General features: G+C 42.4%; 20 protein-coding genes. 4 read left to right on the top strand and 16 right to left on the bottom strand.

The features are described from left to right. Nucleotides 1-53 precede the first annotated feature (53 nt). Nucleotides 54-1,172 (bottom strand): efflux RND transporter periplasmic adaptor subunit, encoded by a 1,119-nt coding sequence (locus tag EYS08_RS14675; RefSeq protein ID WP_131030752.1) that lies wholly within the window; start codon nucleotides 1,170-1,172, stop codon nucleotides 54-56. A 140-nt stretch (nucleotides 1,173-1,312) separates the two neighbouring features. Further along, the gene (locus EYS08_RS14670) at nucleotides 1,313-1,717 is read right to left on the bottom strand and encodes a hypothetical protein (RefSeq protein WP_131030751.1); all 405 of its coding nucleotides are present in this window, start codon (nucleotides 1,715-1,717) and stop codon (nucleotides 1,313-1,315) included. 223 nt (nucleotides 1,718-1,940) lie between these two features. Here EYS08_RS14670 and EYS08_RS14665 point away from each other — a divergent pair, with 223 nt between their 5' ends. Both EYS08_RS14665 and infC read left to right on the top strand, forming a co-directional pair. After that, nucleotides 1,941-2,234, top strand: a complete 294-nt coding sequence (locus tag EYS08_RS14665; protein ID WP_131030750.1) for a hypothetical protein — start codon at nucleotides 1,941-1,943, stop codon at nucleotides 2,232-2,234. Between the two features lie 203 nt (nucleotides 2,235-2,437). Then, nucleotides 2,438-3,007: a translation initiation factor IF-3 gene (gene infC / locus EYS08_RS14660; protein ID WP_131030749.1), complete on the top strand. Its 570-nt coding sequence runs from the start codon at nucleotides 2,438-2,440 to the stop codon at nucleotides 3,005-3,007. Between the two features lie 209 nt (nucleotides 3,008-3,216). On the opposite strand, the gene EYS08_RS14655 is transcribed toward infC, so the two are convergent. The 3 genes from EYS08_RS14655 to EYS08_RS14650 form a co-directional block, all read right to left on the bottom strand. Beyond that, complete coding sequence (locus EYS08_RS14655) at nucleotides 3,217-3,477, bottom strand: hypothetical protein (RefSeq protein ID WP_131030748.1); 261 nt, start codon at nucleotides 3,475-3,477, stop codon at nucleotides 3,217-3,219. A 170-nt stretch (nucleotides 3,478-3,647) separates the two neighbouring features. Further along, nucleotides 3,648-3,734: a hypothetical protein gene (locus EYS08_RS26665; RefSeq protein ID WP_394343112.1), complete on the bottom strand. Its 87-nt coding sequence runs from the start codon at nucleotides 3,732-3,734 to the stop codon at nucleotides 3,648-3,650. Nucleotides 3,735-3,804: 70 nt separating this feature from the next. Then, the gene (locus EYS08_RS14650) at nucleotides 3,805-6,096 is read right to left on the bottom strand and encodes a TonB-dependent receptor (RefSeq protein WP_131030747.1); all 2,292 of its coding nucleotides are present in this window, start codon (nucleotides 6,094-6,096) and stop codon (nucleotides 3,805-3,807) included. Between the two features lie 114 nt (nucleotides 6,097-6,210). Between EYS08_RS14650 and EYS08_RS14645 the strand changes: the two genes are divergently transcribed. Continuing rightward, nucleotides 6,211-6,882 (top strand): metal-dependent transcriptional regulator, encoded by a 672-nt coding sequence (locus EYS08_RS14645; protein WP_131030746.1) that lies wholly within the window; start codon nucleotides 6,211-6,213, stop codon nucleotides 6,880-6,882. 208 nt (nucleotides 6,883-7,090) lie between these two features. Here the strand turns inward: EYS08_RS14645 and EYS08_RS14640 are convergent, their stop codons facing one another. The 3 genes from EYS08_RS14640 to EYS08_RS14630 are packed head-to-tail and all read right to left on the bottom strand — an operon-like array spanning nucleotide 7,091 to nucleotide 12,803. Then, complete coding sequence (locus tag EYS08_RS14640) at nucleotides 7,091-8,170, bottom strand: efflux RND transporter periplasmic adaptor subunit (RefSeq protein ID WP_131030745.1); 1,080 nt, start codon at nucleotides 8,168-8,170, stop codon at nucleotides 7,091-7,093. A 12-nt stretch (nucleotides 8,171-8,182) separates the two neighbouring features. Beyond that, a complete protein-coding gene (locus EYS08_RS14635) occupies nucleotides 8,183-11,404 on the bottom strand; it encodes an efflux RND transporter permease subunit (RefSeq protein WP_208745860.1) in 3,222 nt (1,073 codons plus the stop codon). 7 nt (nucleotides 11,405-11,411) lie between these two features. Beyond that, the gene (locus tag EYS08_RS14630) at nucleotides 11,412-12,803 is read right to left on the bottom strand and encodes a TolC family protein (protein WP_131030744.1); all 1,392 of its coding nucleotides are present in this window, start codon (nucleotides 12,801-12,803) and stop codon (nucleotides 11,412-11,414) included. A 698-nt stretch (nucleotides 12,804-13,501) separates the two neighbouring features. On the opposite strand from EYS08_RS14630, the gene EYS08_RS25755 reads away from it, so the two are divergent. Next, complete coding sequence (locus EYS08_RS25755) at nucleotides 13,502-13,654, top strand: hypothetical protein (protein ID WP_165456465.1); 153 nt, start codon at nucleotides 13,502-13,504, stop codon at nucleotides 13,652-13,654. Nucleotides 13,655-13,704: 50 nt separating this feature from the next. Here EYS08_RS25755 and EYS08_RS14625 read toward each other — a convergent pair whose 3' ends face one another. From EYS08_RS14625 to EYS08_RS14590, 8 genes are all read right to left on the bottom strand, one after another. After that, complete coding sequence (locus tag EYS08_RS14625) at nucleotides 13,705-14,406, bottom strand: sulfite exporter TauE/SafE family protein (protein WP_131030743.1); 702 nt, start codon at nucleotides 14,404-14,406, stop codon at nucleotides 13,705-13,707. Beyond that, entirely contained in the window at nucleotides 14,403-14,831 is a 429-nt protein-coding gene (locus EYS08_RS14620; protein WP_131030742.1) for a FixH family protein, read from the bottom strand. Before EYS08_RS14620 ends, EYS08_RS14625 begins: the two co-directional genes overlap by 4 nt. Before the next feature lie 67 nt (nucleotides 14,832-14,898). Then, nucleotides 14,899-16,275, bottom strand: a complete 1,377-nt coding sequence (ccoG, locus tag EYS08_RS14615; protein ID WP_131030741.1) for a cytochrome c oxidase accessory protein CcoG — start codon at nucleotides 16,273-16,275, stop codon at nucleotides 14,899-14,901. Beyond that, entirely contained in the window at nucleotides 16,259-17,227 is a 969-nt protein-coding gene (locus tag EYS08_RS14610) for a cbb3-type cytochrome c oxidase N-terminal domain-containing protein (RefSeq protein WP_244215962.1), read from the bottom strand. Before EYS08_RS14610 ends, ccoG begins: the two co-directional genes overlap by 17 nt. Then, on the bottom strand, nucleotides 17,214-17,396 hold the full coding sequence (locus EYS08_RS14605; protein ID WP_131030740.1) for a hypothetical protein: 183 nt from the start codon (nucleotides 17,394-17,396) through the stop codon (nucleotides 17,214-17,216). Before EYS08_RS14605 ends, EYS08_RS14610 begins: the two co-directional genes overlap by 14 nt. Nucleotides 17,397-17,399: 3 nt before the next feature. Next, on the bottom strand, nucleotides 17,400-19,541 hold the full coding sequence (ccoN, locus tag EYS08_RS14600; RefSeq protein ID WP_131030739.1) for a cytochrome-c oxidase, cbb3-type subunit I: 2,142 nt from the start codon (nucleotides 19,539-19,541) through the stop codon (nucleotides 17,400-17,402). A gap of 73 nt (nucleotides 19,542-19,614) precedes the next feature. Next, nucleotides 19,615-19,794 (bottom strand): cbb3-type cytochrome oxidase assembly protein CcoS, encoded by a 180-nt coding sequence (gene ccoS, locus EYS08_RS14595; RefSeq protein ID WP_029278967.1) that lies wholly within the window; start codon nucleotides 19,792-19,794, stop codon nucleotides 19,615-19,617. After that, the gene (locus EYS08_RS14590; RefSeq protein WP_131030738.1) at nucleotides 19,791-22,175 is read right to left on the bottom strand and encodes a heavy metal translocating P-type ATPase; all 2,385 of its coding nucleotides are present in this window, start codon (nucleotides 22,173-22,175) and stop codon (nucleotides 19,791-19,793) included. Before EYS08_RS14590 ends, ccoS begins: the two co-directional genes overlap by 4 nt. Nucleotides 22,176-22,186 lie beyond the last annotated feature (11 nt).

Genomic DNA, 22,186 nt, shown 5'->3' with positions numbered 1-22,186 from the left:
TCCCTCCCCACCGAAAAAATTTCCGCAGGAGGATTGGATAATGAAACAATGAACTATTTTTTCGCCAGCAGGGATTTATCCGAGGTATAAACGGGCTTAATTACAGCCCCGTCCCGAATGTTCTGAATCCCTTCATAAACAATGGTTTCTCCCGGGTTAAGGCCACTTGCGCAGACAAAAAATCCAGGCAGACGAAGTTTGGGCACAAAACTTTTCATCTTGACCGTATTGTCCTTGCCAACTACAAAAACATAGTTTTTGTCCTGGATCTCAAATACGGACTTCTGGGGAATGAGGATACTGCCGGCAAGTTTGGAGTCTAGCTCCACTTTTCCAGAGGCGCCGTGCTTTAAAATGTTTTTCGGGTTGGCGAAAACTGCCCTGAATGCGATCGATCCTGTATTTCCCGAAAAAGCATTTTCGTGCGTTTGTATTTTTCCCGCTATCGGGTAGGCTGAACCATCAGAAAGAATGAGCTTTACCGATTTGTTCTGCTCAAAACGTCCTTTTCCGTTACGGGTAAACTGCAGGTATTCATTTTCGGTGATATCAAAATACGCATACATCTCTTTGGTATCAGAAATGGTAGTGAGCAGTGCGCCTTCATCAATTAGGCTCCCAGCTTTTAAGGGGATACGGTCTATTGTCCCATTGAAAGGAGATCGGATACGTGAATAGGAAAGCTTCTGATTGGCATCATCGATCATTGCCTTTGCCGTTTTGATCTGCGCTTCAGCCTCTGAGAGCCTGGCCTCTCCAAGCGAGAGTTCAGAAGGAGAGATCACTTTTTTATCTACAAGTGTTGTAATCCTTTCCAGTTCAACCTGGGCGATATTAGCTGCAGAAAGTGCGCTGGCCAGGTTTGCTTTCGCTTTATTGAGTGCGATGACATGTTCCCGGTCGTTCAACTGAAAGAGCAGCTGCCCTTTATGCACTTTCTCTCCCTCATCAACGAGTACCTTATCGATAAAGCCATGGGTCCTGGACCTGATATCCACGTTCCTGTAGGCCTGAATATCGGCAACGTAGTCAAAGGAAAGTGAAGTATCCTGTTCGGTTAGCTTTAACACCGGTATCTCGGCAATCTCATTATCTTTTTTCTGGGCCGTTCCCCCTGTACATGCCTGCATAGCGGCAGCAAGGATAGGAATCGCCATCCATTTAATTTTCATTTGTGTGTTTTCCTTATTTCTTTTTCTAATGCAGTGGCCATAACCAAAGGTTAGCGCACAGCAGCTTATCTGATATTTTATTTTTTTTATCCAGCAAATAATATGTAATCCTGGCAAAAAGAGAACATAATCGGGAAAAATTAGAAATAAGTGAGTCTGTATAGAAAGGCGTGTTGCCCGCAAAAGAAATGTGGTGTTTCATAACCTGGTGGAGTTGAAACAGGAAGATGGTAGCGAATCTCCAAGCGCTTTTGAAAAGGCTGAAAGTCACTGGCTGCATCGTTTAGGTGCTGGAATTTTTTACGGAATTTTGGCTGCTTCTGATCTACCGCGGCCAGCAAAGCTTGTTGCTGATCCTCCCCTGAAATGGGGCTCATAATACTGGTAAACTTTATCGAAACAGAGGAAATCCCCTGGGCCAGATCCCCGGTTAGATGGGAAGGACGTAAAAAAAAGAAAGCCAGCAGCAGCATTAGCAGTAACGGAAAATGTTCCGGAACAGCAGAGCGGATTTTTAAAAAGGAATCTTCTCTTGTTCTAACCATTGATGCACACTGATTTGGATGCAAAACTACAAATCCCGGCACAAAAACCACCTACTTTAATGTAACAGATATGAAACTTAGTTTTCTTTTTAGAAAAAGCGACTTTAAACAAATACGAAAAAAACACATTATAGAAATCAAGGTCTAAATATCACCAAACCTCCAACATAAAAGCAAAAAAATAAAATTTTAAACTTTTTGGCTTCCTATTGGTCTACTTTATATGATAGAAACACAGGAAACCTTTAATTTCACCACAATGCCGTTGGTTAGCGGCATCTTGCTGCTGATTTTTGGCACCTTTATTTTCATCTTCGCAATCTGGCGGAGAAACGAGCGGCGAAAACTAACTGGAATCAGTGAGTTTACCTGCTCAGATAGAATGGTCAATACCAAAGGCACAGAAAAGATTTTGCGATTTTTGGCCGTGTTGCTTCTTATATCCGGTTTTATACTGATTACCTTTGAGGCGCTAAGAATTGAAGGCAAGGTGATGAACGAAGTAACCGCAAGCTAAGGAAGCAGGAAACTTTAAACTCATGTGCGCTCCTCAAACCAATTCTTTGCGCCTGATTAAAAAACAGATCAAAAGACGGAACATACGAATTAAGTCATGATTTAGCTTTCGGTTTGGATTTTTCAGTTTAAAAAGCTATATTATCGATCACATCCAGATTAACCGCTCCAGGTAACAGAATTTTTCATTAAAACTTTTCAAATTTGGCATTAAAAAAAGCAGGATTTTACAGGGGCCCACGCTTACCCTTCAGAAAAAAAGAAGCAGAACATAAGATAAATGAGTTTATCGCCTCACCAGAGGTACGCTTAACGGGAGAAAACGTTGAAACCGATGTTTACCCGCTCCAAGAAGCCCTTCAAATGGCTAAAGAACTGGACTTAGATCTGGTTGAAATTTCCCCGAACGCTATCCCACCAGTCTGCCGGATCATCGATTACAGTAAGTTTCTTTACGAACAGAAAAAAAAACAAAAGGAGATTAAAAGTAAGGCCAAGCAGACCATTATCAAAGATATCCGTTTCGGCCCAAATACCGACGATCACGATTTTCAGTTTAAACTTAAACACGCAGTTTCGTTTTTGGAAAGTGGAGAAAAGGTACGCGCCTTTGTTCACTTCAAGGGCCGCTCGATTGTATATAAAGACCAGGGCGAAATTCTGCTTTTGAAATTTGCACAAAGTTTGGAAGAGGTAGGAAAAGTTGAGTTATTGCCAAAACTCGAGGGCAAGAGAATGTTTCTGACCTTAGCACCAAAAGTGGCGAGAAAATAAAGCCTGGCAATCTAACCTCTTCTCAATTTAACAACATGCTCCCTGTCATCAGAACCTATTTTGAAATCAGGGAGCTATATTATTGGCAAGCGTTTTTTAAGGGGCTGGACATTTTTTCTTCCAGCTCCAAAACGGAACGATCTTTAGCATCTTTGATAGGGTAGTCTATCAAAACGCTTCCCTATACCTAAAAGTACCGGCAAATCATTTTAACTAGGACAGGAAATATTCTTGTTCATAAATATTGTTGTTAATCCAATGAGAATAAGCCCCACATGGATATCATAGTTCATGCGTCTAAGCTTCAGCCCTGTACCACTTTCAGCAAAACTGGCCGAGTAATATGCATCGCGCTTAATCTCTGTTCCGGTATACCTCTCAAAACAAAGGTTCTGGTGGGCATAATAACTGTTCAGTTTGGGATAAACATCGATCTCAATGGCCGACTTGATGTTAGCGGCATCAGGCATCCTAAAAAGTAACCTGCAGCGCCAGGATACTTTTTTTGCACCTTCAATACGACATTGTCCAAGACCCTATTAAATGAAAAAACACCGCCAACTTGGGTACTATCTGAAAGTGGTGCAGACCACTCTGGCATCTTTCCTCCACCGGTAACCTGGTAAAGTCCTTTACTGTACTACTTAATGCCGTAAATCATGCCCGTAAGTGACAAAACAAGTAGAATTAACAGCGCATAAAAGCCTAATACGGTATGCAGATCGATATTGCGGTACTGTCCAAACAGAAAACCAGAATAATTGCGAATCCTAATTTTATTATAGGTTATTGATTAATTAGAAGAGATTATAACGGAAGCCTAAAAACCCTCTTATTCCTTGGTTCGGACCATATACATAAGATGGATCAAATGTTAATCCATAGGGATTTCCAGGGGTTACCATTGCCTGTCCGTTTCCATCAAACTGTACATTTTTGTCAAATGGATCATTGGCCCTTGCAATGATAAACGGATTGCCTTTATTAGGGGTCCAGTTCAAAAGGTTTTTAACGCCCCCATAAATATCAATATTCTTTCCAATTTTTTTCGTTAACTGAATATTTTGAATACTCCACCATGGCGAATATTCGCTGCGGGGATCTGTATCGCTTAATAGTGGCAAACGCATTGGCCCATATAAATTTCCTGTATAGTCGATAGTAAGGCCAGTCTTTTTAAGGGTATAACCTATATTCCATGTTCCCGTAAATTTCTCAGTAAACAGTTGTCTTATTTTTTGACCTTCTTCTTTGTTATAAACATCCATGGCAGTAGCTCCAGCCAGTATTTTCAGTCCATTGGAAAAGGCTATATCAACATTTAACGAAAGACCCCGAGATACAGCATATCCGTTTATATTATCATAAATGATTTTGTTAGGATCAGTATCATAATCAGCAATAATTTTGTTGGTAAAATAAGTATAGAAAGCTGTAGCATCTAAGCTGATAAAAGTGCTGCCCGCATATATCTTTTTCACAAAATTAAGGTTACCGTTCCAGGAAGTTTCTGGTTTAAGGTCATTAATAAATACAACTTCCCTTGCACCGGTCAAGGCTGCATGATCTTCTGTAAATACATTTGCAACCCTAAAACCGCTACCGAAACTTAAGCGGAAAATATTATTTTTATTTTCGGAGTTCCATTTATAGTTGATACGAGGTGTAAGAATGCTCCCATGAAGTGAATTATAATCGTACCGTATGCCTAACAATACCCTGTTATTTGTATTTAAGGTGATCTCATCCTGCATAAAGATTCCCGGAAGATTGGTATGGGCAGGTCTGTTTTTACCTAAATCATTGGCATTGGCTGTTGCAGGTGTATTGTCATCATAATAGGTGTAACGATAAGCAAGACCGGTTAACAGGTCATGTCTTCCTAAAGTTTTAAACCAGGTAAATTGACCGAAAGCTATTTTCTGGTTAGCCAAATACGGCACATTACCATAAACGGAGTTCTGATCGTGCTCATTGGCACTGAACTGGAAAAATATATTTTCTTGAACCGGAAGCTGGTAATTGCCCATAAGCTCCCAACGGCTAGTATAGATACTTTCTCCGTAAACCTCATCGCCACCCCTGTATTTTTTTTCCCAGTTCATTTCTCCACCCCAACGGTCTTCATAAACGTATCTTCCTGCCAATGAGAATATCCTGTTATCTTTTCTGTCAAAACTCCACTTGTTAAATAGCGAAATCCTGTTTTGCAAGGTTACATCGGTAAAGTTGTCGCTGTTTTTATCAATAGGATTACTGTAATTAAAGTAATTAAGCCCTATCAGAGATTGGGCTTTTTTACCTATGTTAAATTTTGCAGACAAATCTGCATTTACCTCTGCCCAGGTAGTACCAAATACATCTGCCGAAATAACAGGAGCATTTTCTGGTCTTTTGGTGATGATATTTATCAATCCTCCCACAGCTTCACTGCCATACAGTGTCGAAGCCGGGCCTTTTACTATTTCTACACGGTCAATCAATGCTTGGGGAATACCGCTCAAACCATAAACCGTAGAGAGACCGCTGACAATAGGCATACCATCAATCAATATCATCGTATAAGGCCCTTCCAATCCGTTAATGTGGATATCACCAGTATTGCATATATTACAGTTGAGTTGCGGACGCACACCATTTATGTTTTGCAATGCCTCAAATAACGAAGGCGTAGGATTTGCTTTAAAAAACATTGAAGTATAAACTTCCACCGGCACCGGGCTATCCAGTTTAGAAACCTCCTTCATTGTTCCCGAAATGACCACATCATCTAATTCATCTGATTTTTCCCGAATAATAAAATCTTCAACAGCCGATTCGCTGTTGATACTTATATATTCCTTGATTATAATAAAACTAATGTGCTTTACCTCTACCTTCCAAGTTCCGTACGGAACATTTTCTAATGAATAACTGCCATTATCACCAGATGAAGTACCTATATTAAGTTTAGGGATAAACACTGATGCCCCCTTTAAAGGCCTACCTTCGGTATCGGATATTTTGCCGGATATTTTACCTGTTTGGGCACAAGTTATAAACCCGGTAAAAATGATAATTATTGTCAATAGTGTTCTGAGTATTGTCATTATTCTTTTCGTTTATATTTTTTTAGATCAACAAAAATAATAAGTTAGACTGAACTAACAAGCTATTCTCTAACTTTATTGTTAGACAGTGCTAATATTTAGTAAATTTGCGTTATGATATCACAGACGGAAGAAAATTACCTGAAAGTTTTATACAATTTAACGAGCTTAAAAGGCGAAGCCAGTGTTAATGAAATAAGCAAGCAGCTGGATATTAAAATGCCCACAGTAAACAGTATGATGAAGCGGCTTGCAGAAAAGGGACTGGTTGTTTACGAAAGTTACAAACCGCTTAAATTAACCGCCGAAGGAAAAAAACGGGCTACTCTTATTATCAGAAAACACCGATTGACCGAGATGTATCTGTTTGAAAAAATGGGGTTTGGTTGGGATGAAGTGCACCATATAGCCGAACAAATTGAACACATCCAGGCTCCCGAGTTTTTTTTGAAAATGGACGAGCTATTAGGTTTTCCTAAAGTGGATCCCCATGGTTCGCCGATACCGGATACCGATGGGAAAATTGCTACAGACAGCTATCTGAAATTGAGCGATTGCAAAGCGGGAGATATTGTTACTTTTATGGCAGTACAACCTTCTTCCGAAGAGCTGCTTAAATTCCTGACCAACCGTAAGCTTTCATTAGGGCTTGAACTGAAAATAAAACAAGTTGAACCGTTTGACGGCAGTATGAGCATCAGCTATAGAAATAAAGAAAATGAAACGCTGAGCAACAAAGTTTGCGAAAAGTTGCTTGTAAGTGAAACCAGAAGGAAAAACAGCTGATAACTGCTATGTGCTTGGTTACCCTGAATAAATATAACTTGTAGCCGGATAGTGAAAGGTTGCACCTTTCTTTTTGAACGTCTATGCAGATGTGCATGCCCCTAGTCCAAACTCATGGTTAAATTCTAGATCTTTCATATTTTCCTTTTTTCTTATCTGACTAATAAAAAGAATTGCCGGACAGAATGTAAACCTGCCCGGCAAAGGATTAAAGCACCTGACCGTTTTTGATCTCATCGTTGGCAGGCGAGACGATCTCCGCCCCTGCTTTTATGGCACCAAAAACCTCGGTCATGTCGGTTCCCTTCATCCCTTCCTTAATATCGATAAGCTGGGCTTTCCCGTTCTTTAACTCTACCACGTACTTCCGCTCGGTAGACCTGACAATAGCGGAATTGGGAACCAGTAGTGATGTGGCACCGGATTTTAGCGGAATTTCAACCTCGGCATACATGCCGGCCTTTAACCGGTTGTCTTTATTGGCTACATCAATCTCAACCACCTCCTGTCGCATATTACCCAGAGAATTTGCAGTCCTGCTGATCTTGGCCTGCCGTTGCTCTCCGGGAAGCGCATTGAAGCGAAACTTCACCATCTGGCTAAGGTCTACCTTGTCTACATAATCTTCAGGGATGGATACCTCAAGTCTCATACGGGTCAGGTCCTGCAATACCAGCATGGGCAGGTCAGTAGATCTCCCGGCCGATACCAGTGCTCCAGGGGATACATTTCTGTCCACGATCACCCCGTCAAAAGGTGCATACACTTTTAAATAGTCCTGCATGGTGCGTACAGAGGAAACATTAGACCGCTCTGCTTCGGCAATGGCCTTATCCCCTCTCATCCTGGAAAGCGCATTGTCAAGTTCTAAGGGAGATACCGAACCTTCCTCCTTTGCGGCCTCTTTTAGCCGTCTGTATTTCTCACTGCTCGCCGAGGCATTCTCACGTGCCTGCAGGTAACGGGAGTTTGCTGATTGCAATTGCGATTCGAGTTCGGGTGCTTCCAGGGTCATCAGCAGTTGGCCTTTGGTAACCTTCGACCCTAAGTCGACCAATATGGCTTTCACAAAGCCATTGGCTTTTGGGAAAATGTTTACCTGGTTGAAAGGCTTGAGCATTCCCGGAATACGGGTATAACTGGAAAGGGCCTCTTCTTCGACCCTGGCGGTTTCATATTTGGCTTCCTTGCCGTTTTTTGCAGGACTGATGTCCACAGGCTTCTGGTTTCTGCCACAGGCGGCCAGGGTAGTGATTAAAATTATAATTGGAATGAATTTGGTTTTCATGTTGTTTATCTTTTAAATTCTTGTTTTTCTTGGCATTAGGTTGGGTTCTTTTAAGCTGCTTTTCTTTTGCACCCAGGCAAAAACTTGCGGTAGGATGAACAGTGCTGCCAGGGTTGAAAAGAAAAGCCCCCCGATAACCGCCCTGCCAAGCGGGGCCGTCTGTTCACCGGATTCGCCCATACCCGAGGCCATAGGGATCATACCCGCGATCATCGCAAAACTGGTCATCAGGATTGGCCTTAAACGGATTCCTGCACTCACCACCGCTGCCCGGGTAGAATCCCTGTATTCCAGTCTGAGTTTCTCAGCGTTGGTGACGATCAGTATCGCATTGGCAACCGAAACACCAGTGGACATGATCATCCCCATATAGCTCTGCAGGTTAAGCGTTGAACCAGTAAGCAATAATGCGGTAAGCGACCCCAGGATTACGGCGGGAACCGTCGAAAGCACGGTCAGCGAAAGCTTGAAAGATTGGTAATTGGCTGCAAGCAGAAGAAATATCACCAATATGGCAAAAGCAAGTCCGCCCTGAAGAGAAGATAGTGTCTCGGTTAATAGGCTTGACATGCCTTTCACTTCCGCCGTTAGTCCCTTAGGTGGGTTACCTACTGACTTCAAAGCCTTTTCTACATCAGCCGTCGCCGTTCCAAGGTCTTTTTTATAAATATTCGCACTCACGGTCAGAAAGCGTCTGGGTCCGGAACGGTCATATTCCCCAGGAACGTAACTGGTATTGAAAGTTGCAATATCGCCCAATACCGGACTGCTCTGCCCTTTTACCAGGGGAATTTCTTTGAGCTCATCCATCGTGTTCATCACGTATTCAGGCACCTGTACCTGCACCTGGTAAGTATAGGCAGTTTTTTCATCGAGCCACTGGTTCTTCTCGGTAAAACGGCTGGAAGAGGTACTCGCTGTAACAGACCTTGCGATGTCAACAACATTAAGGCCAAACTGCGCGGCCTTAAGCCTGTCAAGGGTAATGGATACCACAGGAATGTGCAGTGGCTGGGAAATCTGAATATCACGGAGGTAATCTATTTTTTTAAGTTTGCCGAGCACCTTATTCGCATAAGACTCGATCTGATCCATATCTTTTCCCGCCACCCTGATCTCTATCGGCGTGGCAGCACCCTGGCTCATGATCTTTTCGGTCATATCTATCGGCTCAAAGGTGATACGCAGATCAGGAAGCTTATACGCAATATTTCTCCGCAGTGCGTCTTTGAGTTCATCCATATTCACTTTATAATCTTCATCCAGGTTCACCTGCAGCACGGCTTCATGGGTTCCGGTATTGAAAATATACAGGTTACTGGTTCCATAACTGCTGGGGATAAGCCCCACGTAGCCGGAACTGACCGCCACATTGTTATCTACCGTTTGATTGATAATGGAGAGTACCTGCTTGAACTTCTCTTCGGTGCGCTCTAACCTGGTGCCATCCGGAGCTTTGATACGGATCTGGAACTGCCCGTTGTTGAGCTTGGGCATCATATCCTTTCCGATAAAAACAAAGCCCAGTCCGGCAAGGATAATAACAGCAAAAAGATAGATTCCTACGATACCTTTCTTCATCGGCATCCACCGCTGGATGATGGCCATAAAGCGAACTTTCACCCGTTCAAAGAAATCATTCTTTTCAGGCTCCTCCTGTTCGTTTTCCAGGTGACTTTCTACTTGTTCTGCTTCACGCGAGTCAAGAGCTTCTCCTGCATGCGCATGTATCTTGCCATGGTCATAGTGCTGGTAACGTTCTTCCTTGATCATCCAATTGGAAAGAATTGGAACTAGCGTTTGGGCCACAATGAAGGAGACAATCATGGTAAAGCCAATCGAGAGGGATAGTGGCAAAAACATCGCCTTTGGTATCCCGTTCATCATAAAAGATGGCGCAAAAACGGCGAGAATACACAGCAGGATGAGGAGCAATGGGAAAGCAATTTCTTCACAGGCATCGTAAATAGCTTCACGTTTGGGCTTGCCCATTTCCAGGTGCTGGTGGATATTTTCAATCGTCACCGTTGCCTGATCGACCAGAATCCCAATCGCAAGCGCTAGACCGCTGAGGGTCATGATATTAATGGTTTGACCAAACATCCCCAGTAAAAGCACACCAATTAAAATCGATACCGGAATGGTAATTACCACGATAAGACTGCTCCGCAGGTCACGCAGAAATAACAATACCATGAGACCTGTTAACAGTGCCCCCAGACCACCTTCGGTGATCAGGCTTTTTACTGAGTTGATAACTGCTACAGACTGGTCAAATTCATACGAGATGTGGACATCATCCGGCAAAAGGCTCTGCATTTCCGGGATTTTGGCCTTTAAGGATTTAACCACCGACCAGGTCGATGCGTCTGCAGTTTTTACAACAGGTATATAAACCGACCGTTTTCCATTGATCAATGCATAATCTACAGTAACATCTGCTGCATCAGCAACCCTTGCCACATCCCTCACCAATATCGAAACGCCGTTTTTAGTGGCTATGGGAATATTGTTGAATTCATCCACAGTCTTCACCAATGAGTTCATCGAGGTCACCATCATGGTATTGTCCAGCCTGAGGTTTCCCGAAGGCGACATCACATTGAACTTGGATAAAGCCCCTACCACCTCGTCCGGGGTCAGGTTATAACTCCTTAGCTTGCTCGGGTCTACGTTGATGGTAATCGAGCGGGAATTGGCACCGAATGGCGGTGGCGCAGAAAGTCCGGCGACCGATGAAAACATGGGCCTGATACGCGTTGCTGCCATATCGTAGATTTCTTTCAGGCTCCTGGATTTGGCAGAGAGCACAAGCTGGCCCACGGGCAGTGAAGAGGCATCAAAGCGGACTACCTGCGGAGGCAGTGCTCCGGGCGGAAAGAACTTCATGGCCCTGTTTACCTGGAGGGCAACCTGAGCAGAGGCCTCAGCCATGTTGGTGCTCTCATAAAAACTAAGCTTTAACATGGTGAGTCCCTGGATGTTCTTGGCGGTAATGTTTTTTATACCATTTACATAGAGAAATTGATCCTGCAAACGGGTAGAGAAAAAGCCCTCCATCTGCTGGGGCGACATGCCTCCATAGGATTCGATAACATATATAGTTGGAGAATTAAGTTGGGGAAAAATATCTATTGGGATCTTCAGCGCGCTGAGCACTGCAAAGAGCAGTAAACTCGCGGTGATCACCACTGTTGTAACCGGCTTTTTCAGGGCCGAGGTAACCATTGACATATCTTTATTATTTTAATGCGTTTAACAGGGAATCTACTTGATTGGTGGCAATAGCCTTTTGAAAAAGAGCCCGTACGTACAGGTACTTTGCGTTAACAAAATCAGTTTCTGCGCGGTAGAGGATGGTCAGGGCTGCATTGAGTTCAATGATATCGGTCAGCCCGTTCTTGTAAAGGGAAAGCTTTTGGCGGTACCCTGCGGCGGCGGCCTTTAACTGATTGGGTATTTCATCGAGTCTTTTATGCGCGGTACTGATTTCGAGGCCCGCCTGAAGGGCGGCATTTGATAACATTAGTCGCTCCTGCTCCAGTTCCTTTAAGTAAAAGTTACTGTTGGCCTTCTGGGTCCTGAGCTTCAACTGACGCCTTCGCAGATCGAAGAGGTTGTAGCTGATCCCTACGCCCACGAGGTAATTTTCCCGTTGCCATTCCAGGCCGCTCGAGAGACTGTTGAAGTTGTCATTGGCATCAATACTCGAGCCCCGCGACCAGGCCGCAGCCTGAAGGCTTACCTTTGGATTATAGGCTTTTCTGACCAGGTTTTCTTTCTCAATGCTGCTGAGGTAGTTACTTTTGTAAAAATCAAGCAGCGGATGGCTTGAACTGTCGGTAAGGTTTACAGATAGGTTTACCTCGAGCGATTTTAACCGGTCAAGGATCGTACTGTCAGCAACAATACTTTGTGCCTTGAGTCCACTGATTGCTGCAATATTTAGCTGAACCTGTTTATATGTATTGTCCATTTCGATATAGTTCAGCCTTGATTTAGAGAGTTCGGCACCTGCAATGCTGGTATCTACACCCGGGCGCACACCGCTTCTGGCAAGGGAAAGAATCGAACGGTTGATCTGCTCATTGCGCCTGATATTGCTTGCCTGGATGGATAACATATCCTGAAGCTTTAAAAGGCTGAGGTAATCATCAATGGCAATGGCCCTGGTCTGGTAACGCCGCTGGGCAAACCTGGATCGCTCGGCGTCAAGTTCTGACTTGGCTACCGCATTCTGGGTCTTGTAGGCACCAAAGTTGTAGACCTCCCAATCCAGGGAAACAATGCCAAGGTTAGTGAGTGCGGCCTGGGTATTACTGCCTGTACGCACGCCCCTGGAATTGGAGGGAACGATACCAAAGGCCATATAAGGCCCTGCCACGTTATTGTTTGAGCCCAGATCTGCCTGATAGTTAAGTCTCAGGTTGGGAAGGGCATTCGCTGCAGTCTCTTTCAACTGGGCGGCACGGATATCTACCGCCGCAGAATCAGCGGCCAGTGAAGGCGAAAAAGCGGTCACGTGATCTATCAGATCAACGATCCCGATGGGTTTTGGGGAGGTTTGGGCATTGCTTTCCAGCCCCATATATAAAAGTGGGAACAAACAGAAAATCTGTTTAATACGGATCATGTCTTTAAATTAAAATTTAAGGAAAAAGATTTGACGGACGTATAGGACAGGAAACACGGTGATTAACCGGCCGTCTTCACTTCATCATATGAAGGCCTGTCTATAAAAGAAATCTGGAGTTAAATCTCAGATCCGAAAGACCCGGTTGGAAATATAAATTGGGACTGATCCGGCAATCCTGTATCTGATCTCAAGAAAATACCTGTTAAGGTTTGAGGTTAAGAGCGAAAGCCCCAAAAACAGAATGACCCCGATGATAACTGCTTCCAGAACAGGAAGCGCAGTTTTCTTCCGTTCATCGAGGATACACTTAAACTGTCTGGTAATTTTGGAATCCTTTCCAAGTGGAGAAAAGTTGCCACTGTAATGGGCTGCTGATTTTATTCCTCGTGCGGATTCTAAAAGGGAAAGGTTCGATAAAAAAAAGATGTTACCCAAAGAGATAATCAGATACAGCAAAACAACTCCGATTATAGAGCAATTGGGCACCTGCTTAATTTTCACATCCTTCAATTTTAACAACCTAAATAAATTGGTGCTAAAATCCGCATTAATCTAAAAACTTGGCAGAATAAACAGCAACAAAACCGTTACAGGAAAACAATAAATGCGATGTAACGGAGATAAAGATTGTACTTTTAGGGCTAAGCATCTCATTAATTGGATGCAAAAAAGATGAAGAGAATTCTTTGATTGCTGTGCCGGAATTTTCTGACATCGAGATTGGAACAGCAAATACAAAAACTGTATATGCAGGACAGGATTTCCATATTGAGGCTACGCTCAAAGCTGGTGCCGATTTGTCTGGTCTTAAGGTACAGATCACTCCTGTAGTTTCCGGAAGAGGATAGTCATTTTCTCAGAATAATTATCGGTTTAGTTCTTTTTATTTGGGCTATTTTTACCGACAATCTATAACATGCCTATAGGCACCAATAATTTTAGGTGATATAAAGGGGATACCCAAATCTGCCGAACGTAATATGAGCAATGCCCCCATAAAAAACATAAACCAAGGGATAAGTTTGTTCGTATTAAAGCGGATGTATTTCTTCAGAAAGATCCCTCCCAACGAAATCATGAGCATCAGTGGAGTGGTACCCAAACCAAAAAGGAACATAAAAGTTGCACCAGATTTAATACTACCGGTATTTAAAGCAGTTGCGAGTGCCAGATAAACCATTCCGCAGGGGATGATACCATTAAGCATTCCGGCAAACAATCCCCACAGTGGTAATTTGAATACTTTCCCCATAAGCCTGCTCAGCGGATTGAGCGCCTTTAACTGAAGCTTAGAAAACCTATTTCTATAAAAGTGGCTAAACTGTAGCGCTGTAAATAAAATCAGTATAGAACCGATTAAGATACTCAGCGTTTGCTGATCGCTAAAAATCCGGATACTGCTCCCTAAAGCACCCACCAACAATCCTAACACAATATACACGGCAATTCTGCCAAATTGATAGAGCAAAAGCTGAAACCCGCTTCGAAAGAAATTCTGTTTCGCAAATGGCATACCCAACATAATCGGTCCGCACATTACGGCACAATGAAGGCTCCCGAAAAGGCCCATCAAAAATGCCAGTGGCAAAAAATCCGTCATAGGGTGATGTTATTTTTAAACAGATAATCTTTACCTGAAGAGCGCCATTGAAGGTTTAAAAACCATACTCCTTTGCCCATTTTAGTTTTATCTACCAAAATAAGATTGGCTGTTCCAGAAGTATTTCCTTTTAGTTTAACATCATCATCACTATTGCCAGGCCGCATTAAAATGAGGTTATAGGTAGCGCTATCTTTAATTTCAATAATAATCTGAGTTTTTGTAATGGTAATTTTAGGCTTTGCATTATCGGTTATAACGTTCACTTTGGCATTGTATTCTGCATTATAATTGATCCCCTTTTCGTAGTAATTTTCTTCTATCAGGGCATCCCGTCCGTGTACATGGAACATATAAACCACCATCCCCACGATAAACATCATGAATGCAATCATTCCCAACACTATTTTTGTTCCCCAGTTCATATCTCTTTTTTTAATTTTGAATGCGTGATTATTCACATGCAGATATCATTTTCTATTCTTCACTCATTCAATCCTGTATCCCTTCCGGTTGCGCGAAAAAACTTGTAGTTGCCGTACTTAAAACCTCACCATTTGCAATAATTTCGAAAACGGCAGCAGTTTTATATTTTTTAATGGAATTATTTTTCCTGATCAGAAAAAAAGTGAGGTGTACCGAACCTTCTTTTGGCAGAACATCAGCTTTTTGGATGAAGTTAATTTCGTCTCCCTTATCTTTCGATCTGAAAGTAAATTTTACAGCCTTATTGGTTTTGTTGATCAGTTCTGCATTATAAAGATTGCTCGTTTTATCTGTTCCCCTGCTTTGGTACAAAGTACCGCTAGCCCTCAAAACCGTAGTCTGAATATCTTCTCTTTTATAGATCAGTGAAGAAAAAACCATCACTACTACAAATAGTACCGCAGCATAACCGTAAGATTTTAGGGCAATTTTATAGGGTTTGCGCTCGTTAATAAAATCCTGATTAAAAAAGCCGATCAGATTTTTGGGCCTGTTTATTTTAAGCATCACCTCGTTGCATGAATCGATACAGGCAGTACAATTTACACATTCGAGTTGTGTACCTTCGCGGATATCGATACCTGTGGGGCAAACCTGTACGCAAAGCCCACAATCTATACAGTCGCCGGCTGTTAACTCATTAGCATTTTTTTGAAGATGTCCACGTGGTTCACCCCTGGTAAAATCATAGGCTACCACCAAACTTTGATTATCTAACAAAACACCCTGTAACCTGCCGTACGGACAAATTACCGTACACACTACTTCGCGTACATAGGTAAATACCCCATAAAATATTAAAGTAAACAACCAGATGGATATAAAGCCCGAAACATGGCCTGAAACGGGCTCCGTCATAATTTTAAGGAGTACATCCGAGCCGATCATGTATGCCAAAAAGGTATTTGCGATAGCAAAAGAAATGACCAGAAAAATGAAATGTTTACTTCCTTTTTTTATTATTTTCTCTGTGTTCCAATCAGCCTGGTCCAATTTCTTCTGTTGATTGGCATCTCCTTCAATCCAGTATTCGATCCTGCGGAAAACCATTTCCATAAAAATCGTTTGCGGACAGGCCCATCCGCACCACAGCCTACCCAATACTACTGTAAAGCACACAATGAACATGATGAAAATGAGCATCGCAAGGGCGAAGAGGTAAAAATCCTGCGGGGTAAAGATCAATCCGAAGAATACAAACTTTCTTTCTATAAAATTGAGGAGTACGAGCTGTTCGCCGTTAAGTTTTAAAAAGGGACAGGAAAACAGAAACAACAGCAATACATAACTTACCCATTTCCGGTAGGTATACAACCTGCCTGATGGCTTTTTAGGATAGATAAAATTTCTTCCCTTACTTTCTGTTTTATTTCTTTGTAACATCGGCTTTGTTCACACTGTCTTTCAGCACTTTCATCTCATTGTCTTTTGGATTTTTTGCTTCATATTTCTCACCCTGTGGGGCTTTGGCCCCGGCTGGATTTGTTCCTTTTAACGACAGGATAAAATTGGTAACGGCACTGATCTGTTTTGGGTTCAGGTTTTTCTCCCAACTAATCATCCCCTTTTCAGGAACACCATATTTAATCGTTTTGAATACACTGTTTATATTGCCTCCATGCAACCAATAATCGTCGGCTAAATTTGGTCCGATAATGCCCTGGCCTTTATCACCATGGCAGACTACACAGTTTGTATTAAAAATAGTTTTACCATCTTCGAGCACCGCAGGCGTGTCATCAAACTTTACTGAATTCTCATCAATGGTATTGGCCGATTTTTCGAGATATGCGGCCTTCTCTATCTTTGCTTTGGCCATTTCATTTTCGTATTCTTGATCCTGCAAGTCTCCGTATCCACCAATGTGGTAATAAAAAAGATATGCCGCAGCAAAAATCATTGTACCGTAGAAAAGGAAGTTAAACCAGGCCGGCACAGGATTGTTCAGTTCTTTAATACCATCATAAGTATGATCGATTACCAGATCCTTTTCTTCTTCAATGGGCCTTAAGCTTAAAAGTTTTGTCCAGATTGAAGGTTTAACCGGTTGTTGTTTTAACCAGGTATCATAATCCAAAACAGGCTCTTTTACCGTTTCGATGTATGGCGTAGGATTTAACTGTTCCTGATACATTACCTTAAAAGCTTTCAGCAGTGTTAGGGAAACAACAAGAAGTACGGTTACGAAAAGCAAAAGCAATACGATAAGCAATTCCGACTGGCTAAGCCCCAGCCCAGCTGGGGCAGGTGTTACAACCGCTGCGGTTTTCTCATCCGCAGCAAAGGCTGTAATTGATAAAAGCAGTGACAATAACAATAGTTTAATCTTCTTCATGTGTATTGGGTTGATTTTCTTGTAATGGGATTTCGCTCATCACCTCAATATGTTTTTTGCTTAATTTGAGCAGGTAAACACCTACGATTACAAAAAACACCATGAACATGAGCAGAGAGGTGATGAGGTATATTTCGCCACCGGCTAAATCTTTGATCTGGTTGAACATATTTTATTGATTTGAAGGAATGGTTTCTTTATTTGCTTTAATATCGGTCCCCAAACGTTGCAGGTAAGCAATAATGGCTATTATTTCCCTGTCGCTTTTAACCTTAATGTTATTCTGTTTTAGGTCGAGTGCAATCTTTTCGGCCTGCACTTTTAAATCATCGTTAGCACGTTTATCATAACCATCAGGGTAAGGAACGCCCAATGTTTGCATAGCCCTGATCTTGCTTGCAGTTGTTGTAATATCCAGTTTCTGTTCGATGAGCCAGGCATAAGGCGGCATAATGCTTCCTGGTGACATTGAAACAGGATCGACCAGGTGATTGTAATGCCAGGCATCAGAATATTTTCCGCCTATGCGGTGAAGATCTGGTCCGGTACGTTTACTGCCCCATAAAAATGGGTGATCATATACAAACTCTCCGGCTTTGCTGTATTCACCATATCGTTCTGTTTCTGAACGGAAAGGCCGCACGGTTTGCGAATGGCAGTTTACACAGCCTTCTCTGATATATAAATCTCTGCCCTGAAGCTCTAGTGCCGAGTACGGTTTTACACTGGCAATTGTTGGAACATTAGATTGAATGGTAAAAGTGGGCATCATTTCTACCATGCCCCCAATAAGGATAATGATGAGCGAGAGCACCATGAATTTCATTGGCTTACGTTCTAAAACCCTATGCCAGGCTTTATCTGCCGGAGAGGTTTCAACAATAATTTTGGTTAAAGGCATGGCCTCAGCCGGTTCGTTGGCAAGCAGTTTAGCACCCAACATGGTTTTGGCCAGGTTATAAGTCATGGCAATTACCCCTATTAAATACAGTGCCCCGCCGATTGAACGTAAAATATGCATCGGGATAATCTGCAGTGTGGTGGCTAAGAAATTCGGGTATTTCAATAAACCTTCGGGCGTAAACTCTTTCCACATCAGCCCCTGCGTAAAACCTGCCCAATACATCGGTACGGCATAAAAGAGTATACCCAAAGTACCTATCCAAAAGTGGAAACCGGCTAGCTTTTTCGAGTATAATTCTGTTTTATAAATACGCGGAATTAACCAATAGAGTACACCGAATGTTAAAAACCCGTTCCAGCCCAAAGCACCAACATGTACATGGGCTACAATCCAATCGGTAAAATGGGCTACACCGTTAATCTGTTTTAAAGATAATAACGGACCTTCGAAGGTGGCCATACCATAAGCGGTAAGTGCAACCACCATAAATTTAAGGGTAACGTCTTCCCTAACCTTATCCCAGGCACCGCGCAAGGTTAACAAACCGTTGATCATACCGCCCCAGCTTGGGGCAATCAACATGATCGAAAAGGCAACACCTAATGATTGCGCCCAACCGGGCAATGAGGTGTATAATAAATGGTGCGGGCCGGCCCAGATATAAATAAAAATGAGCGACCAAAAATGCAGGATACTTAATTTATAAGAGTAAACGGGCCTTCCGGCCATCTTAGGCAAGAAATAGTACATCATGCCCAGGTAAGGCGTAGTTAGAAAAAATGCCACCGCGTTATGCCCATACCACCATTGTACCAACGCATCTTGTACGCCGGCATACACATAATAACTTTTCATGAAAGAAATAGGGAGCTCGAAAGAGTTTACAATGTGCAATACCGCTATGGTAACAAATGTGGCAATGTAAAACCAGATGGCCACATATAAATGGCGCTCTCTTCTTTTGAAAATGGTGCCGAACATGTTAACGCCAAAAACCACCCATATGATGGTAATGGCAATATCAATCGGCCATTCGAGCTCGGCATACTCATGTGAGGTAGTAAAGCCCAGGGGAAGTGTAATTACTGCCGATAAAATGATCAGCTGCCAGCCCCAGAAGTGGATTTTGCTCAGCACATCGCTAAACATCCGTGTTTTTAACAAGCGCTGAAGGGAATAATAAACGCCCATAAAAATGGCATTGCCCACAAAGGCGAAAATTACGGCATTGGTATGCAGCGGCCTGATGCGGCCAAATGTGGTGTACTGACTGCCCATGTTCATTGCGGGTTTGAAGAGCTGCATGGCAGCAAGCAAACCAACCGTCATGCCTATAATTCCCCATACCAGGGTGGCAATACCAAAGTTCCGAACAATCTTGTTATCGTAAGTAAATTTTTCTAACTGCATAATAGAAGCTGAATTTTTGTATGTTTTGTACACCAAAGGTATTCTCCAGTGGACAGACAAAGGATGATGATGCTTAGCTAGAAAAGTGATCTTCTTCACTTTTTTCAGCAACAACTTCATCATCGAAGAGCATGCGGATACCCGGAGTATGTACATCATCGTTCTGACCGGTTTTATATGCCCAGAAAAACGCAGCCAAAAAAATGAGCGCCATTAGAACACTGCAGCCAACCAAAAAGTAAAGGATGTTCATATCAGTTTATTTTTATGGGCAAACCACCTGGTTGCCAAAGTGGTAAAGGAGATAATGGTAACCGTACTAATCGGCATCAGTACTGCGGCCACCAAAGGATAAAGTGTACCCTGCACAGCAAAGTAAATACCAATACAATTATAGGCGATGGCTATGGCAAAGCTTGTTTTAATGATCTTGAGCCCGTCTTTACCTAACTGGATAAATTCAGGCAGATAATTTAAGGAGTTGCCTTTCAGAATGGCATCACAGCCGGGTGTAAAATTATTGATGTTATCTGTTAATGCGATTCCAAAATCACTTTGTTTTAGGGCTCCGGCATCGTTTAACCCATCGCCCAGCATCATTACTTTATTTCCATCCTGTTGCAGCTTTAAAACGGCATCGAGCTTTTGGTGGGGGCTCTGGCGGAACCTGATGGTTGTATTTTTCGTAAAAATGGTATCCAGCATATAACGGTCTTTATCGGTATCGCCAGATAAAACCTGTAGCTTGAATTTCGAGAGTTTTAAGATCAACTGCGCCAATCCTGAACGCCATTGCTGTTTGATATCAAAACAGCCTTTATAAACATGGTCTATCACAATATGCACGCCGCTTTCGCGAGCAGATTTTACTTCCATAGGCAGCATAGAAAGATGTCCGGCATAAATACTGTGGTTATTTATTTTAGCGGTCAAACCTTTTCCTACTACCTCTTTATAATCGCTGAGTGAATAATATCGGTCAACATTTAAGGCTTTTAAGATATGTCGGCTTAAGGGATGGGTAGAGTTTCGCAGCAACGAGGCCACAATAATTTTTTCTTCGTCTGTTAAAGATCCGTTAAAAACAATTTCGGCATTTTCGTTACTCGTTAATGTACCTGTTTTATCGAAAATCAGGGTATCGCATTTGGCAAGTTCTTCAACGGCATCTGTATTTTTTACATAAAATCCTTTCTTATCAAAAACCGCTAAAATTGCAGATAGTGTAAATGGGGTACTTAAAGCCAATACGCAGGGACAGGCCACAATAATTACGGCAGTAAATGCCGACCATGCCTTGTGGCTATCGTTCTGAAACAACCAGTATCCGGTAGCGGCAAATGCAATCAGGAAAACTCCCAGGCTGAAGTATTTGGCTACAGTATCGTTAAAGTTCTGTTTTTCAGTATTGTTTTTATAATTATCGTTGTTCCATAAACCGGTTAAATAACTCTGTGAAACAGGTTTAATTACTTCAAGCTCTATGGCCTCACTGGTTTGTCTGCCACCGGCATAAATAATCTCACCCAAAACTTTGTGTACGGGTTCCGATTCGCCTGTAACAAAACTCATGTCCATCCAGCCCTCACCTTTCATTAAAATTGCATCTGCAGGAACCAGCTCGCCATTCCTGATCCACAGCCGGTCGCCGATCTTGATTTCATTTATGGATACTGGTTTTTCTTTACCGTTTTGCAGGGTAGTTACCGCAATTGGGAAATAGGACCTGTAATCGCGATCAAAAGAAATGTGATGATAGGTACGCTGTTTAAGCCATTTGCCCATTAAAAGCAAAAACACCAATCCGGTTAAGGTATCGGCAAAACCTGGGCCTGTACTGAAAAGAATTTCGAAAGCAGTGCGTAAAAAAAGCACCGCAATAATTAATGCTAAAGGGGTATCGAGGTTAATGTGCCTATGTTTAAGGCTTGTTATTGCTGAGGTAAAATAATCACGGCCACAATAAAAAGCAGCAGGGATAGAGAACGCAAGGTTTAGCCAGCCAAAAAGCGATTGAAATTGTTTCTCGAAACCTGATAAACCAAAATACTCGGGAAAGCTAAAGAGCATAACATTGCCCATTAAAAATCCGGCAACGGCTATTTTTAACACCAAAGCTTTATCTACCGAACTGCTGTGTTCCTGTACTACATCCTGCAGACTGATCAAAGGCTCGTAACCAATCTGGTTTAAAGTTTCTACCAGTTGCCTTAACGAAATTTCGTCGTGATTGAAACTTATGGTAACCTGTTTTTTAAGAAAATCGATCCGTGAGCTGAATATAGCGGAGTTGATTTTATAGAGGTGTTCTAGCAACCAGATGCATGAACTGCAGTGTATTGCAGGGATATAAAAAGTGATAATGCTCGAACTTTCGTGTTTATAATCGAGTAGCTGATCGATAATTTTTGGCTCATCCAGATATTCTAAATGGCTTTCATTTTTAAATTGCCTGCCCGGGTTATTATTGTACACATAATAATTGCATAAATTATTCTCTGAAAGGATCTTGAAAACGGCCATACAGCCCGCGCAGCAAAAATCTTTATCTCCTACCTGATATTTTACCTTGGGCAGATCTTCGCCACAATGATAGCAAACTGCCTGTGTTGCGGTTTTATTTTGATCTTCCATTTTTAACCTGT

The sequence above is a fragment of the Pedobacter kyonggii genome (assembly GCF_004310665.1).
GTDB lineage: Bacteria > Bacteroidota > Bacteroidia > Sphingobacteriales > Sphingobacteriaceae > Pedobacter > Pedobacter kyonggii.
The sequence above is the reverse complement of the archived record's forward strand: the minus strand, read 5'-3'. Positions and strand labels throughout refer to the sequence as shown.

What these genes read in the sequence shown, in the direction of transcription:
- EYS08_RS14655 (WP_131030748.1), bottom strand. Translation starts at nt 3,477, where the DNA reads ATGCCTGATGCCGCTAACATCAAGTCGGCCATTGAGATCGATGTTTAT.
- EYS08_RS14590 (WP_131030738.1), bottom strand. Translation starts at nt 22,175, where the DNA reads ATGGAAGATCAAAATAAAACCGCAACACAGGCAGTTTGCTATCATTGT.
- EYS08_RS14665 (WP_131030750.1), top strand. Translation starts at nt 1,941, where the DNA reads ATGATAGAAACACAGGAAACCTTTAATTTCACCACAATGCCGTTGGTT.
- EYS08_RS14650 (WP_131030747.1), bottom strand. Translation starts at nt 6,096, where the DNA reads ATGACAATACTCAGAACACTATTGACAATAATTATCATTTTTACCGGG.
- ccoS (WP_029278967.1), bottom strand. Translation starts at nt 19,794, where the DNA reads ATGAACATCCTTTACTTTTTGGTTGGCTGCAGTGTTCTAATGGCGCTC.
- EYS08_RS14670 (WP_131030751.1), bottom strand. Translation starts at nt 1,717, where the DNA reads ATGGTTAGAACAAGAGAAGATTCCTTTTTAAAAATCCGCTCTGCTGTT.
- ccoN (WP_131030739.1), bottom strand. Translation starts at nt 19,541, where the DNA reads ATGCAGTTAGAAAAATTTACTTACGATAACAAGATTGTTCGGAACTTT.
- EYS08_RS14635 (WP_208745860.1), bottom strand. Translation starts at nt 11,404, where the DNA reads ATGTCAATGGTTACCTCGGCCCTGAAAAAGCCGGTTACAACAGTGGTG.
- EYS08_RS14605 (WP_131030740.1), bottom strand. Translation starts at nt 17,396, where the DNA reads ATGTTCAACCAGATCAAAGATTTAGCCGGTGGCGAAATATACCTCATC.
- EYS08_RS14645 (WP_131030746.1), top strand. Translation starts at nt 6,211, where the DNA reads ATGATATCACAGACGGAAGAAAATTACCTGAAAGTTTTATACAATTTA.
- EYS08_RS14620 (WP_131030742.1), bottom strand. Translation starts at nt 14,831, where the DNA reads ATGAACTGGGGAACAAAAATAGTGTTGGGAATGATTGCATTCATGATG.
- EYS08_RS14625 (WP_131030743.1), bottom strand. Translation starts at nt 14,406, where the DNA reads ATGACGGATTTTTTGCCACTGGCATTTTTGATGGGCCTTTTCGGGAGC.
- EYS08_RS14630 (WP_131030744.1), bottom strand. Translation starts at nt 12,803, where the DNA reads ATGATCCGTATTAAACAGATTTTCTGTTTGTTCCCACTTTTATATATG.
- EYS08_RS14675 (WP_131030752.1), bottom strand. Translation starts at nt 1,172, where the DNA reads ATGAAAATTAAATGGATGGCGATTCCTATCCTTGCTGCCGCTATGCAG.
- EYS08_RS14640 (WP_131030745.1), bottom strand. Translation starts at nt 8,170, where the DNA reads ATGAAAACCAAATTCATTCCAATTATAATTTTAATCACTACCCTGGCC.
- EYS08_RS14610 (WP_244215962.1), bottom strand. Translation starts at nt 17,227, where the DNA reads ATGAAGAAGATTAAACTATTGTTATTGTCACTGCTTTTATCAATTACA.
- ccoG (WP_131030741.1), bottom strand. Translation starts at nt 16,275, where the DNA reads ATGTTACAAAGAAATAAAACAGAAAGTAAGGGAAGAAATTTTATCTAT.